The sequence below is a fragment of the Vibrio sp. Makdt genome (assembly GCF_027587015.1).
Taxonomy (GTDB): domain Bacteria; phylum Pseudomonadota; class Gammaproteobacteria; order Enterobacterales; family Vibrionaceae; genus Vibrio; species Vibrio chagasii_B.
Map to the genome: position 1 here is coordinate 22,859 of NZ_JAPPTH010000003.1, position 14,329 is coordinate 37,187.

Here is a 14,329-nt window from a genome sequence, read left to right on the forward strand (position 1 = left end):
TGAAATGGCAGAGTCAGACGGTCAAGAACGCACAGAAGACGCCACGCCCAGACGCTTGCAACAGGCCAAAGAGAAAGGGCAGGTTGCAAGGTCAAAAGAGCTGGCGTCAGCATCGGTATTAATTGTCGGTGCCGTTGCACTAATGTGGTTTGGTGAATCGATGGCGAAGGCGCTGTTCGAGGCCATGCAACGCCTGTTCTCTTTGAGCCGCGACGAAATCTTTGATACCAACAAGCTGCTGGAAATCGCTGGCGGCGCGTTGGTGAACTTGCTGTTTCCGCTGTTCTTAATTCTGATCACTTTGTTTGTTGCGGCTGTTATTGGCGCGGCAGGGGTTGGTGGGATTAACTTTTCGATGCAAGCTGCGATGCCAAAGGTGTCAAAGCTCAATCCACTCAGTGGTATCAAGCGTATGTTTGGCCTGCAAAGCTGGGTCGAACTGATTAAATCGATTTTGAAAGTGGCGTTGGTATCGGGGATGGCGGTTTATCTGATTCAAGCCTCTCAACATGACTTGATGCAGCTGAGCATGGATGTCTATCCACAGAATATCTTTCATGCTTTGGATATCTTGCTTAACTTCATTCTCTTGATCAGTTGTTCTCTGCTGATTGTGGTGGCCATTGATATTCCATTCCAGATCTGGCAACACGCCGATCAATTAAAGATGACTAAGCAAGAAGTGAAAGACGAATTCAAAGACACCGAAGGTAAGCCTGAAGTGAAAGGTCGAATTCGTATGTTGCAAAGAGAAGCGGCTCAGCGTCGTATGATGGCAGATGTGCCTCAAGCGGATGTGATTGTCACCAACCCGGAACACTTCTCGGTGGCTTTGCGTTATAAGCAGAATCAAGATAAAGCGCCCATTGTGGTCGCCAAGGGTGTAGATCACATGGCGATGAAGATCCGTGAAATTGCCCGTGAAAATGATATCTATATTGTTCCAGCACCACCGCTGGCGAGGGCGCTTTATCACACTACAGAGCTTGAACAACAAATTCCTGACGGTCTGTTTACCGCCGTAGCTCAAGTGCTTGCATATGTGTTCCAGCTAAAACAGTATCGAAAACGCGGTGGCGAGAGGCCAAAACTGCAAGATTCTAATATGCCGATCCCACCTGATTTACGTCATTAGATCAATTACTTGAGCTCAGCCCTATGAAGCTTGATAATAGGGAGATTAATTAGCTTCTGTTAACCGACAAAGCGCTGATAATTTGACGTTAGATATTGGTACAGTGTTTGCTATATCAATCCCGAACATTATAAGCCGATCATGGTAAACCTGATCACTATAAACCTTGTTGCTAAAACGTTGGCAACATAGCTTAGCCCTGAGCCCGATTTACTTGGCGAGAGGCGACAACATAGCGAAACTATCTAGATTTATGAAATTCTCCCTGCCTTTTGCGGACAAGCTACCAAAAATCCCTAACCGTGCCATGCCTGCAATTGGTGCGCCCGTTATGGTACTTGCCACGCTGGCGATGGTGGTGTTACCAATTCCTGCATTTTTGCTGGATATGTTCTTCACCTTCAATATCGCACTCGCTATGGTTGTGTTACTGGTGTCGGTTTACACACGAAGACCTTTAGATTTCGCCGCTTTCCCGACCGTTCTTCTTATTGCGACTCTGCTTCGATTGGCTTTGAACGTTGCATCTACTCGTGTGGTTCTACTGCATGGTCACGAAGGTGGCGATGCGGCGGGTAACGTGATTGAGGCCTTCGGTAACGTGGTTATCGGTGGTAACTACGCGGTTGGTTTAGTGGTGTTCTTGATCTTAATGATCATCAACTTCATGGTTGTTACCAAAGGTGCAGGCCGTATCTCGGAAGTAAGTGCGCGTTTCACCTTGGATGCCTTACCAGGTAAACAGATGGCAATCGATGCCGATTTGAATGCGGGTTTGATCGATCAAGATCAGGCGCGTCTGCGACGTTTTGAAGTAACCAAAGAGGCCGATTTCTACGGTTCGATGGATGGTGCTTCGAAGTTCGTTAAAGGTGATGCGATAGCGGGTATTTTGATCCTGTTCATCAACATCATTGGTGGCTTGAGTATCGGTATGGCTCAATTTGGTTTGGGTTTCGGTGAGGCTATCGAAATCTACACCCTACTGACTATCGGTGATGGTCTGGTTGCACAAATTCCATCTTTATTACTGTCGATCGCTGCTGCGATGATGGTAACGCGTCAAAATACCGATGAAGACATGGGCCAGCAGCTCATCTTCCAGATGTTCGACAATCCAAAAGCCTTGATGATCACTGCGGCGATTCTCGGTGTGATGGGTATTGTTCCGGGCATGCCACACTTCTCGTTCTTGAGCCTGGCTGCAATAGCTGGCGGTGCGGCTTATTACATCGATAAGAAACAGAAGAAGAAGGCATTGGAGCCGAATCTCCCTGCGGCTGTTGAAGCCAGTGGCGAGACGGGTTCACAAAAAGAGCTCTCTTGGGATGACGTTCAACCTGTTGATATTATTGGCCTAGAAGTAGGCTACCGCTTGATTCCTCTGGTAGATAGGGACCAAGGCGGCGAACTACTAGAGCGCGTAAAAGGCGTGCGTAAGAAGTTGTCTCAAGATTTCGGCTTCTTGATCCCTGCAGTACACATCCGTGACAACCTAGAGCTGACACCAAACAGCTACCGAATCACCTTAATGGGTGTTGCGGTAGGTGAGGCTGAGATAAAGCCTGATATGGAACTTGCGATTAACCCGGGCCAAGTGTACGGGATGATCGACGGAGAGCCGACTATCGATCCGGCATTTGGTCTCGAAGCGGTATGGATTCGTGAAGAGCAACGTGAACACGCTCAGGCTCTTGGCTACACCGTAGTTGACTCGTCGACCGTACTAGCAACTCATCTCAGCCAACTGCTTACTAACAATGCGTCGCAGCTTATTGGTCATGAAGAGGTTCAGAATCTACTTGAGATGCTTAGTCGCTCAACACCTAAGTTGGTTGAAGGGTTTGTACCGGATCAACTGCAGCTTGGTGTGGTAGTGAAAGTGCTACAAAATCTGCTTAATGAAGCCATTCCAATCCGTGATATCCGAACCATAGTCCAAACTTTGTCGGAGTACTCGAGCAAGAGTCAAGAACCTGACATATTAACGGCGGCAGTTCGTATCTCATTGAAACGACTAATTGTTCAGGAAATCAATGGGATAGAGCCGGAATTGCCTGTAATAACCCTAATTCCTGAGCTGGAACAAATCTTGCATCAAACCATGCAGGCATCCGGCGGAGAATCTGCTGGTATTGAACCTGGTTTAGCGGAACGTTTACAGACCTCTCTTAGCCAAGCGACTCAAGAGCAAGAGCTGAAAGGGGAGCCTGCAGTGTTACTGACTTCAGGCGTGTTGCGTTCGACTCTAGCTAAATTCGTGAAGAACACGATCCCAAGCTTAAGAGTACTGTCATACCAAGAAATACCGGATGAAAAGCAGATACGTATAGTACAAGCTGTTGGTAATTAAGCCGCCTAATTAGAACGGACGATCGAATTGAAAATTAAACGATTTTTTGCAAAAGACATGCGGACTGCTCTGCTCCAAGTTAAAGAAGAACTTGGTTCGGACGCAGTGATCATGTCTAACAAAAAGGTCGCAGGTGGCGTGGAAATTGTTGCCGCTATTGATGGCGAATCTAGCCCGTCAGCAGCGAGCCCAAGACTCAACAAACCTCAGCAGCCTGCGCATAGCCAATACACGCAAATGGCCGCTCCCTCAGCTCCAGCAGGGCGTCGCGAATTAGATGATGACAAGGTAAGCCTTCAGTCAAACTCTGAAGGTGGACGCTCAATGACCAAGCGCTTTGCAAACATGCTCAAGCAATACAGTCATGGCGCAGACGATCAGCCGCAGCACCGCGCTGAAAACGAAGACTCCCTGTCAGCGTTACTCAATCGTCAATCTAGCAACAGTCACCTGTCGCAAAATAACCAGCCATCGAGTGGTAGCCTAGATTCAGCATTTGCTCGCGAAACTGGCCTCTCTAAATTGATTGCTGAAGATCGCCGAGTTGAGCGCCCTGCGCCTCGCTTGGATCCGACTCGCTATGATCGCGGTCGTGACAGTGGTCAATCCAAAGGTTCTGATACCGAAATGGAAACGATGCGTGAAGAGATGACCTCAATTCGTCGTCTGTTAGAGCATCAAGTTTCTGGGTTGATGTGGCAAGAAGTTGAGCGCCGTGAACCGCTGAGAGCCATGCTTATCAAACGTCTAGAACGCATGGGTGTATCGGCAGAACTTGCTGATCAGATGGCTTGTTACATTCCTGAAGATACCAAACCAGCTCGTGCATGGAAGGCGTTGTTAGCCTTGGTTGCTGACCAGATCTCCGTGACACAGAAAGATATTTTAAAACGCGGCGGAATTGTGGCTCTACTTGGCCCAACCGGCGTGGGTAAAACGACGACGGTTGCAAAGCTTGCGGCTCGTGCTGCCATGGAATATGGCGCAGACAACGTAGCACTAGTGACAACGGACACATATCGTATAGGTGCACATGAGCAGTTATCGATTTATGGTCGAATTATGGGTTGTCCTGTAAGAGTTGCTAAAGATTCTAGCGAACTGGCCGATGTAATTTATCAGTTACGTAATCGTCGCCTGATTCTGGTCGATACTGCGGGTATGGGACAACGAGATGTTCGCCTATCTGAGCAGTTAGACACATTGATGCAAGAGAGTGGTTCCGTTATCAATAGCTACCTTGTTTTGCCGGCTACAGCGCAGCGCAAAGTACTACAAGAAACAATTGAACACTTTAGAAGAATCCCGTTGTCGGGATGCATCATGACTAAATTGGATGAATCTCTCAGTCTTGGTGAATTCATCAGTGTCGTAATACAAAATGCATTACCAGTTGCTTACATAGCAAATGGTCAACGAGTTCCTGAAGATATCGTTATAGCTCAACCAAAGTACATGATTGCTAAGGCAAATGAGTTATTAGAGAAATCTACAGAGAATGAACCTCATTACTGGAACAGCGATTCTGAAGGGCTCTAGGCGGCGGATAAATATGAATGAAAATATGATACACGATCAAGCTAGCGGCCTCCGTCGCTTAACCAAGCCTTCAATCACCAAAGTTATTGCGGTAACCGGTGGTAAAGGCGGCGTTGGTAAATCTAATGTGACGTTAGGTATGGCTATTTGTATGGCGCGCCAAGGTAAAAAAGTCATGGTGCTTGATGCCGACTTAGGCCTTGCGAACGTTGATATCATGCTAGGAATTCGCTCTAAGCGAAACCTTGGGCATGTGTTAGCGGGTGAATGTGAACTCAAAGATGCGATTGTTGAAGGTCCGCACGGAATTAAAATCATTCCTGCGACATCGGGCACGCAGAGCATGACAGAGCTATCACACGCACAACACGCTGGTTTGATTCGCGCATTTGGTACCCTTGAAGACGAGATGGACATCTTGCTAGTGGATACCGCTGCTGGAATCTCGGACATGGTGATCAGTTTCTCAAGAGCGGCGCAAGATGTGGTGGTCGTGGTTTGTGATGAACCTACTTCAATCACTGATGCATATGCGTTGATTAAGCTTCTGAGTAGAGAACACCAAGTTCAGCGATTTAAAGTTGTTGCAAATATGGTCAGAAGCTACCGTGAAGGCCGAGAATTATTTGCAAAATTGACTTTGGTCACAGAGCGCTTCTTGAATGTGAGCCTCGAACTCGTAGCATGTATTCCTTTAGATGATAAAGTACGTCAATCAGTCAAGAGACAGAAAATCGTAGTCGACGCGTTTCCTCGCTCTCCAGCTGCGTTGGCAATCAGCTCACTGGCAAATAAAGCATTGACCTGGCCAATACCAAAAACACCAAGTGGACACTTGGAGTTCTTTGTTGAAAGGCTGCTGAACCGTACTGAATTTGTAGAGGAACCATTTGGTGAATAAAGCGCTTACCTACGACCAACACGCTAATCACAATAGCCAACAGGCTTTTTTTGAGAAGTACTCTGTGTTGGTTAAACGTATCGCTCATCACTTGTTGGGGCGATTACCGCCTAATGTATTGGTTGATGACTTGATTCAAGCGGGCATGATCGGCTTGATTGAAGCGCAGCAAAACTATGATGGTACCAAAGGCGCAAGCTTTGAGACGTATGCCGGTATTCGAATCCGTGGTGCAATGTTGGATGACATTCGCCGTGGGGATTGGGTGCCGAGATCGGTTCATAAAAACAATCGAGAAATCAGCAGTGCAATTGCGGAACTAGAGAGTACTCTCAACCGCGACCCAAGCGATGCCGAAGTGGCAAAGCACATGGGACTCAGTTTAGAGCAGTATCATAGCGCTTTAACTGATATTAATTGCTCAAGATTGGTCGGGATCGAAGATTTAGGCGTCTCAGATGATGTAATATCTCCGAATGAAGACTCTCAAGATAACGCGCCTTTTCAAGGGGTTGCTGATGAGTCATTCCGCCAAGCTCTGATCGATTCGATAAAACAGCTTCCGGAAAGGGAAGGCTTAGTGCTTTCTCTTTATTACGACGAAGAACTCAATTTAAAAGAGATTGGGGAAGTATTAGGTGTCAGCGAATCTCGTGTCAGCCAAATATTGAGCCAATCTATGCAGCGTTTACGCACTAAGTTAAGTGCTTGGACACAGAACGACTAACAACACTGATTTTTATTCAGTGGAGGCTAATTTGAACAAAAACATGAAAATTCTCATTGTTGATGATTTTTCAACGATGCGCCGAATTGTTAAAAACCTACTTCGCGACCTAGGTTTCAACAACACACAAGAAGCAGACGATGGCTTGACCGCGTTACCTATGCTGAAAAAAGGCGAATTTGATTTCGTGGTAACTGACTGGAACATGCCGGGCATGCAAGGTATCGACCTGCTAAAACACATTCGTGCGGACGCTGAACTGAAGCACCTTCCAGTGCTAATGATCACAGCAGAAGCGAAGCGTGAGCAGATCATCGAAGCAGCGCAAGCGGGTGTAAATGGTTACATTGTGAAGCCTTTCACTGCCGCAACTCTTAAAGAAAAACTAGATAAGATTTTTGAGCGCTTATAAGCATTAAAAATAACCTGTTTTTAGGCGCTTCTAGAGAGACATTAACTTTTTAGTTTCCCGTTTTTCTCAAACGTTGAAGCGTCACAAATATGCGGAGTAAGGCCGAACTCAGGATGATTTCATTAGAACAAGCAAAAAAATTAGTAGAGCTGCTTGAAAACGATGAGCAGCAAGATGCTGATTCTCTTGTTAGAAGCATTTATGAAGACAACTTTAGTCTTCAAGACAATCCAATGCTTCAAGAAATAGGTAGTCTGACTCGCGAACTCCATGACTCTTTGACACAATTCAACTTTGACGAGCGCATTAGCGTTATCGCAAATGATGAAATCCCTGATGCAAGGGATCGCCTTCAGTATGTCATTGATAAAACGGAAGTTGCGGCAAATAAAACGATGGACGCTGTCGATCGCTGTATGCCAATCGCAGACAACCTACACGAGTGTTTACTTCAAGTAAGGCCTCAATGGAATGAACTGATGCATGGCCGCATTGAGCTGGCACAATTTAAAGCTTTATGTCACCGCATTGATGGATTGCTTGTCCAAGTAGAGGGCGATAGTACCGAACTACGTGGGCAACTGACTGAAATCTTGATGGCTCAGGATTTCCAAGATTTAACTGGGCAAATTATTAGCAAAGTTATTACCTTGGTGAATGAGGTTGAAGGGCGCTTAGTCGAGATTCTCACCGTATTTGGTGCGAATCAGGTTGAGCCAACTCCAACATCAGAGAAGAAAGCATCGATTGCTCCAGAAGGGCCAATCATGAATCCAGAAGAGCGCGAAGACGCTGTTGCTTCTCAGGATGAAGTCGACGATTTGTTATCCAGTCTTGGATTTTAAAGGTAACGTATGAGCTACGATTTAGACGAAGATATTCTTCAGGACTTTTTAGTCGAAGCAGGAGAGATCCTTGAGCTTCTATCAGAGCAGCTGGTAGAGCTTGAGAATAACCCTGACGACAAAGACCTATTAAATGCTATTTTCCGTGGTTTCCATACAGTAAAAGGTGGTGCTGGTTTCCTAGCATTAACTGAGCTGGTGGATACTTGTCATGGTGCCGAGAATGTGTTCGACATTCTACGCAACGGCCAACGCAGCGTAACATCAGGCTTGATGGATACCATGCTGCAGGCTCTAGATACTGTTAATACACAGTTCCAAGCCGTGCAAGATCAGGAACCTTTAGTGCCAGCAGATCAAGCATTATTGGATGAGCTTCACCGTCTCTGTAAGCCAGAGTCAGCGGATGAAGTTGCGTCAGTGGAAGCGCCTGCACCTGTTACCCCTGAGCCTATCGCTATTGAACCTGAACCGGTTGTCGAAAGCCCGAGCATTAGCGCCTCTTCAGTAGACGATATCTCTGAAGATGAATTTGAACGTCTGCTCGATGAACTTCATGGTAAAGGTGGCTCACCAACGTCATCTGCGGCACCAACACCGCCGCCAGCACCAGCTGCACCACAACCTGTGGTTGATAGTGGTGATATCACTGACGACGAATTCGAAAAGTTATTGGACGAACTGCATGGTGCGGGTAATAGCCCGACAAGTGCTGATTCAACGCCGCCTCCACCGCCAGCACCTGCTGCAGCACCAGTATCGGCGATGTCTGAGGGCGACGATCTGATGACTGATGAAGAGTTTGAGAAGCTACTTGATCAGTTACACGGCTCTGGCAATGGCCCATCAGTTGAAGAACTCGATGCCGCGACTAAGCCAGCTGAAAGTAAGCCAGTTGCACCTCAAGCTGCGCCTAAGCCGCAACCCGCAGCGCCAGTTGCTGTAAAAGCTGAACCTGCACCAAGTGCACCGGCAAAAGCGGAAGTGAAAGCACCGGCTAAGAAGCAGCAAGCGGAAGCAACCGTTCGTGTTGATACCTCAACGCTGGATACCATCATGAACATGGTCGGCGAATTGGTATTGGTTCGTAACCGACTCGTTAGCCTTGGCTTAAACAGTAACGACGAAGAAATGTCGAAAGCTGTCTCTAACTTAGATGTTGTTACTGCAGACCTACAAGGTGCGGTAATGAAGACTCGTATGCAGCCGATCAAGAAAGTATTTGGTCGCTTCCCTCGAGTTGTCCGCGACCTTGCACGTAGCCTGAAAAAAGACATCGTTCTTGAGATGCGTGGTGAAGAAACGGATCTAGACAAAAACTTAGTAGAAGCACTTGCTGATCCACTGATTCACTTGGTTAGAAACTCAGTTGACCACGGTATAGAAATGCCGGAAGACCGAGTGATGGCGGGTAAATCAAGAACCGGTAAAGTGATTCTGTCTGCCTCTCAAGAGGGTGATCACATTGAGCTGGCTATCGTTGATGACGGTGGCGGTATGGACCCCGATAAGCTTCGTGCTATTGCGGTTAAACGTGGTCTGATGGATGAAGATGCTGCTTCTCGTTTATCAAACAAAGAGTGTTTCAACCTAATTTTCGCGCCAGGCTTCTCAAGTAAAGAGCAGATCTCTGATATCTCTGGTCGTGGTGTAGGTATGGACGTTGTGAAAACGGCGATCAACACACTGAATGGCTCAATTGATATCGATTCTGAGATGGGACAAGGCACCAAGATTACGATCAAGGTACCACTGACGCTAGCGATTCTACCTACCTTGATGGTTGGTGTTTCTGGTCACCCATTTGCGCTGCCTTTGGCTTCAGTTAACGAGATCTTCCACTTAGATCTAAGCCGTACCAACGTGGTTGATGGTCAGTTGACGATCATCGTTCGCGATAAATCGATTCCACTGTTCTACTTGCAAAACTGGCTTGCACCGAAAGCAGGTGATGTTGAGCTACGTAAAGGGCATGGTCATGTGGTTATCGTACAACTTGGCAGCCAACGTGTTGGCTTTGTTGTTGATACGCTTATCGGTCAAGAAGAAGTGGTGATTAAGCCGCTTGATAAATTGTTGCAAGGTACGCCAGGCATGGCAGGCGCAACAATTACGAGTGATGGTCACATTGCATTGATTTTAGATGTGCCGGACTTGTTGAAGCAGTACGCAGCTGCGTCAAGAATTTAATTTAAGGATAAATATGGCGATTAAAGTATTAGTCGTTGATGATTCGAGCTTTTTTCGTCGTCGAGTAAGCGAGATCATCAATTCAGAGGCTCGCCTAGAAGTCATCGATGTTGCGGTAAATGGTAAGGAAGCGGTAGAGAAAGCGAAACAGCTAAGACCTGACGTGATTACCATGGACATCGAAATGCCTGTCATGGACGGTATCACAGCCGTTCGTGAAATTATGGCGGCGTCTCCAACGCCTATTTTGATGTTTTCATCGCTAACGCATGACGGTGCTAAAGCGACATTAGATGCTCTGGATGCGGGTGCTTTAGACTTCCTACCTAAGAAGTTCGAAGACATTGCACGTAACCGCGATGATGCCGTTGCGTTACTTCAACAGCGTGTGATTCAGATTGCGGCTAAACGTGCTTTCATGCGCCGTGCACCAATTGCACCGAGAGCGACAGCAACTACGTCAACATCCACGCCATTGCGTCAACCTGTTTCTAATGCTGCTCCAGCCGCCAGACCTGCGGTCGCATCCGCTGCGAAATTCAGAGCTTCGGGTAAGAAGTATCAGCTAACGGCAATTGGTACGTCGACTGGTGGTCCGGTTGCGCTGCAGAAGATTTTAACGCGTATCCCTGCGAACTACCCGCACCCTATTGTGCTAGTTCAACATATGCCTGCGACTTTCACAGCGGCTTTTGCTAGCCGCTTGAATACCTTGTGTAAGATCGAAGTTCGCGAAGCTCAAGACGGAGACGTGTTGAAGCCTGGCGTTGCTTATCTTGCTCCAGGCGGCAAGCAGATGATGGTTGATGGTCGTGCTGGATCGGCTCGCCTAAGAATCATCGATGGCGGCGATCGCATGAACTACAAACCTTGTGTGGATGTGACTTTCGGCTCTGCTGCGAAGATCTACGGCGACAAAGTGTTGTCTATGATACTGACAGGTATGGGTGCCGATGGTCGAGAAGGTTCACGCATGTTGAAAACCGCAGGCTCGACAATCTGGGCACAAGATGAAGATAGCTGTGTTGTATATGGTATGCCTCAAGCTGTAGCAAAAGCTGGCATTTCTACTGAAGACCTACCTCTGGACCGCATCGCGGAACGGATCTTGGTTGAAGTTGGGTTAGCTTAGGTAAATCGAGATGATTGTTTGGAGTGTTGCAAACCAAAAAGGTGGTGTTGGTAAAACAACCACGACAGTGACCATGGCAGGCCTGCTTGCTTTAAAAGGACACCGCGTGTTGTTGGTGGATACTGACCCACATGCATCACTGACCACCTATCTGGGTTACGACTCAGATACGGTGGAGTCGAGCTTGTTCGATCTGTTTCAGCTTCGTGAGTTTTCTGCGCAGGCGGTAAGACCGCTGACGTTGCAAACCGAAGTTGAAGGCATCGATATCATCCCAGCACACATGTCATTAGCAACACTTGACCGTGTGATGGGAAATCGAAGCGGCATGGGGTTGATCTTGAAGCGTGCTTTGGCGGCGTTGAAAGAAGATTACGACTATGTGTTGATCGACTGTCCGCCAATTCTTGGTGTGATGATGGTGAATGCATTGGCAGCGAGTGACCGTATTTTGATTCCGGTACAGACTGAGTTTCTAGCGATGAAGGGGCTAGAGCGTATGATTCGTACACTAACCATCATGCAGAAATCTCGCAAAACACCGTTTAAGGTGACGATTGTTCCTACCATGTACGACAAGCGAACCAAGGCATCACTGCAAACACTTACGCAGCTGAAAGAGGACTACCCAAACCAAGTTTGGACCTCAGCGGTACCAATTGATACCAAGTTTAGAGACGCAAGCTTAAAGCGCTTGCCTGCCTCTCACTTTGCATCGGGAAGCCGTGGTGTATTTGCTTATAAACAGCTGCTTATTTATCTCGAAAGGTTGGCGATAAATGAGCGAGAATAAAGATTCAACAATAGCGCGATCAGGCCTATCAAGTGAACAAGCACTGGATGACTATTTTACTGCGCTATTAGGTGATGAAAGCTTTGAAACTGAAGAATTTTTAGTTGACGAGTCTGATGATGAGTCACAATCTGAAGAGCCAGAGCCAGAGCCAGAGCCAGAGCCAGAGCCAGAGCCAGAGCCAGAGCCAGAGCCAGAGCCAGAGCCAGAGCCAGAGCCAGAGCCAGAGCCAGAGCCAGAGCCAGAGCCAGAGCCAGAGCGTCAATTAGCGAGTCATTACTCAAGCTACGCCGAAATACGTGCAGCTGAGTTTGAAGTACCTAACCTAGAGGACGTTCAGAAGCTACTGAGCCGATTAGAGGCAACCAATGTTGTTGAGGACCTGAATCTTGACGAACTGATGGACCAGAACACGCAGAAAATTGCTCAGCAAGCAGACATGCAAATGTTTGATGCTGCGGTTGAGTCGGTTCAAGTCTCGCTAGAGCCAGAGATTCAAGATTGGAACCTTCCTGAATCTGATTTATCGATGGCGGCAGAACCTCTGGTTGAACTGCAGCCAATTGAAGAATCAACAGTAGAAGCTGTGCTTCCAACGGTTGAGCAACCAGTCTCTGAGATCGAAGCCGATGTTCCTGACATTGAGTCCGCTATTGATCCAGAAACACAAGCGGGTGGTGCAGGGCAGTTTACTTCTTGGGAAAGTACGGCTCGAACAGAAGACTTCCAAGTTTTGTATTTTGATGTCAATGGTGTGACCTTTGCAGTACCACTGGATGAACTGGGTGGTATCCACCGCCTTGAAGAGGTCAATCACATTATTGGCAAACCATCTTGGTATTTGGGGTTACAAACCAACCGAGACAGTCAGCTAGATGTGGTCGACACCGCAAAATGGGTGATGGCCGAGAAGTTAGCCAGTGACGAATACAAAGAAAACTATCAATATATAGTAATGCTTGGAGAAAGCTTATGGGGGCTTGCGAGCACAGAGCTTAAAGGCACCGAGCTGCTTAATACTGATAAAGTACGTTGGCGAGAAATGGCAGGAAAACGCCCATGGCTCGCTGGTATGGTAAAAGAAAAAATGTGTGCTTTGATCCATGTCGAAGCATTAATCGCCATGCTAAATGCAGGGCTAGATGTAAAAGCATTGAGCTAGTACCAAGATTGGTACAACAAAAGCATCAAGTTAATAATAGTGGTCGGTAACGACGGCAAGAGGATTATCTATGTCTCAAATGAGTGAAGTTGAAGTAAGAAAAGATCAAACGAATGACGAAGTACTTCAATGGGTAACATTCCAGCTAGAAGAAGAAACTTACGGCATCAACGTAATGCAAGTACGTGAAGTACTGCGTTACAGCGAAATTGCTCCAGTACCGGGTGCTCCAGATTACGTTCTAGGTATTATTAACCTACGTGGTAACGTTGTTACTGTTATCGACACTCGTTCTCGCTTTGGTTTGATGCAAGGTGAAATCACGGATAACACTCGTATCATCGTTATTGAATCTGAGCGTCAAGTTATTGGCATCCTGGTTGATAGCGTTGCTGAAGTGGTTTACCTACGTTCTTCTGAAATCGATACAACACCAAGTGTTGGTACTGACGAAAGCGCGAAGTTCATCCAGGGCGTTAGCAACCGCGATGGCAAGCTGCTTATCTTAGTAGATCTAAACAAACTACTAAGCGAAGACGAATGGGATGAGATGGCTCACCTATAATGTTTGAAGCGCTTCCTTTAAGCCCTGCTGCACTGATTGCTGGAGTTGGGGTTTTTACGTTATTCATCTTGATTTTGATAAGCAAAGTAAAAAGTGCGATTCAAAAGCAACTGGATCAGTCACGCCTACAGGTTCGTAACTTGGATAAAGAGCTGCAAAAATCGAGCAAGCAATTGCTAGAAGTTCGCTCTGTTGTGGTTGGCCTTGGCCAGAAAGTGACTGAACAACAAGATCTTATCAAACATTTGAATGAACGTATTGTTGAGCTGGAACATGCGGATACCGATGGACGTTTGTACACGCGTGCAACGAAAATGGTTCAGCTTGGCGCTGGGATTAACGAGTTAATTGAAGAATGTGAATTACCCAAAGCAGAAGCTGAGCTGATGATGTCTCTGCAGAACAAGCTTGCTGGTAAAGAGAAAATTCCTTCATTACGAAGCGACCCTTCCTCGTTTGATGAGCATCCTACTGCCTCTCGTGATCGCAGGGATCCACCTCGACGTCGTTAAATTGAGCGCTATTCGTGGATAAACACACCATGTTTGTCGCACACTCTTTTAAAAAGAAGCTTC

General features: G+C 46.9%; 13 protein-coding genes. All 13 read left to right on the top strand.

Translation table 11 applies throughout. The annotated features are described in order from the left end of the window. Positions 1-4: 4 nt before the first annotated feature. The 13 genes from flhB to OH460_RS04315 all read left to right on the top strand — a co-directional run bounded on the left by flhB (position 5) and on the right by OH460_RS04315 (position 14,266). Positions 5-1,135: a flagellar biosynthesis protein FlhB gene (gene flhB / locus OH460_RS04255; RefSeq protein WP_269995397.1), complete on the top strand. Its 1,131-nt coding sequence runs from the start codon at positions 5-7 to the stop codon at positions 1,133-1,135. A 253-nt stretch (positions 1,136-1,388) separates the two neighbouring features. Continuing rightward, positions 1,389-3,488, top strand: a complete 2,100-nt coding sequence (gene flhA / locus OH460_RS04260) for a flagellar biosynthesis protein FlhA (protein WP_061033690.1) — start codon at positions 1,389-1,391, stop codon at positions 3,486-3,488. Positions 3,489-3,515: 27 nt separating this feature from the next. Beyond that, complete coding sequence (gene flhF / locus OH460_RS04265) at positions 3,516-5,027, top strand: flagellar biosynthesis protein FlhF (protein WP_269995400.1); 1,512 nt, start codon at positions 3,516-3,518, stop codon at positions 5,025-5,027. 13 nt (positions 5,028-5,040) lie between these two features. Further along, positions 5,041-5,928 (top strand): MinD/ParA family protein, encoded by an 888-nt coding sequence (locus tag OH460_RS04270; RefSeq protein ID WP_008218303.1) that lies wholly within the window; start codon positions 5,041-5,043, stop codon positions 5,926-5,928. Then, on the top strand, positions 5,921-6,655 hold the full coding sequence (locus OH460_RS04275) for an RNA polymerase sigma factor FliA (RefSeq protein WP_004739861.1): 735 nt from the start codon (positions 5,921-5,923) through the stop codon (positions 6,653-6,655). The genes OH460_RS04270 and OH460_RS04275 overlap by 8 nt, the downstream gene beginning before the upstream one ends. A gap of 43 nt (positions 6,656-6,698) precedes the next feature. Then, on the top strand, positions 6,699-7,067 hold the full coding sequence (cheY, locus tag OH460_RS04280; protein WP_008218307.1) for a chemotaxis response regulator CheY: 369 nt from the start codon (positions 6,699-6,701) through the stop codon (positions 7,065-7,067). 113 nt (positions 7,068-7,180) lie between these two features. Continuing rightward, positions 7,181-7,912 (top strand): protein phosphatase CheZ, encoded by a 732-nt coding sequence (locus OH460_RS04285; protein WP_269995406.1) that lies wholly within the window; start codon positions 7,181-7,183, stop codon positions 7,910-7,912. A gap of 9 nt (positions 7,913-7,921) precedes the next feature. After that, the gene (locus OH460_RS04290) at positions 7,922-10,102 is read left to right on the top strand and encodes a chemotaxis protein CheA (protein WP_269995408.1); all 2,181 of its coding nucleotides are present in this window, start codon (positions 7,922-7,924) and stop codon (positions 10,100-10,102) included. Positions 10,103-10,115: 13 nt separating this feature from the next. Beyond that, positions 10,116-11,234 carry a protein-glutamate methylesterase/protein-glutamine glutaminase gene (locus OH460_RS04295; protein WP_186170944.1) on the top strand — a complete coding sequence of 373 codons (1,119 nt, stop codon included), beginning with the start codon at positions 10,116-10,118 and terminating at the stop codon, positions 11,232-11,234. 10 nt (positions 11,235-11,244) lie between these two features. Then, positions 11,245-12,027, top strand: a complete 783-nt coding sequence (locus OH460_RS04300; RefSeq protein ID WP_008218313.1) for a ParA family protein — start codon at positions 11,245-11,247, stop codon at positions 12,025-12,027. Further along, complete coding sequence (locus OH460_RS04305; protein WP_269995412.1) at positions 12,014-13,189, top strand: chemotaxis protein CheW; 1,176 nt, start codon at positions 12,014-12,016, stop codon at positions 13,187-13,189. The genes OH460_RS04300 and OH460_RS04305 overlap by 14 nt, the downstream gene beginning before the upstream one ends. Positions 13,190-13,259: 70 nt before the next feature. Then, on the top strand, positions 13,260-13,754 hold the full coding sequence (locus tag OH460_RS04310; protein WP_004739873.1) for a chemotaxis protein CheW: 495 nt from the start codon (positions 13,260-13,262) through the stop codon (positions 13,752-13,754). Then, positions 13,754-14,266, top strand: coding sequence for a DUF2802 domain-containing protein (locus OH460_RS04315; RefSeq protein ID WP_008218316.1), 513 nt, complete (start codon positions 13,754-13,756; stop codon positions 14,264-14,266). The genes OH460_RS04310 and OH460_RS04315 overlap by 1 nt, the downstream gene beginning before the upstream one ends. Positions 14,267-14,329 lie beyond the last annotated feature (63 nt).

Coding starts and splice junctions, on each gene's coding strand:
- OH460_RS04305 (WP_269995412.1), top strand. CDS start 12,014: ATGAGCGAGAATAAAGATTCAACAATAGCGCGATCAGGCCTATCAAGT.
- OH460_RS04270 (WP_008218303.1), top strand. CDS start 5,041: ATGAATGAAAATATGATACACGATCAAGCTAGCGGCCTCCGTCGCTTA.
- flhA (WP_061033690.1), top strand. CDS start 1,389: ATGAAATTCTCCCTGCCTTTTGCGGACAAGCTACCAAAAATCCCTAAC.
- OH460_RS04315 (WP_008218316.1), top strand. CDS start 13,754: ATGTTTGAAGCGCTTCCTTTAAGCCCTGCTGCACTGATTGCTGGAGTT.
- OH460_RS04285 (WP_269995406.1), top strand. CDS start 7,181: ATGATTTCATTAGAACAAGCAAAAAAATTAGTAGAGCTGCTTGAAAAC.
- OH460_RS04290 (WP_269995408.1), top strand. CDS start 7,922: ATGAGCTACGATTTAGACGAAGATATTCTTCAGGACTTTTTAGTCGAA.
- OH460_RS04300 (WP_008218313.1), top strand. CDS start 11,245: ATGATTGTTTGGAGTGTTGCAAACCAAAAAGGTGGTGTTGGTAAAACA.
- OH460_RS04295 (WP_186170944.1), top strand. CDS start 10,116: ATGGCGATTAAAGTATTAGTCGTTGATGATTCGAGCTTTTTTCGTCGT.
- flhB (WP_269995397.1), top strand. CDS start 5: ATGGCAGAGTCAGACGGTCAAGAACGCACAGAAGACGCCACGCCCAGA.
- OH460_RS04310 (WP_004739873.1), top strand. CDS start 13,260: ATGTCTCAAATGAGTGAAGTTGAAGTAAGAAAAGATCAAACGAATGAC.
- cheY (WP_008218307.1), top strand. CDS start 6,699: ATGAAAATTCTCATTGTTGATGATTTTTCAACGATGCGCCGAATTGTT.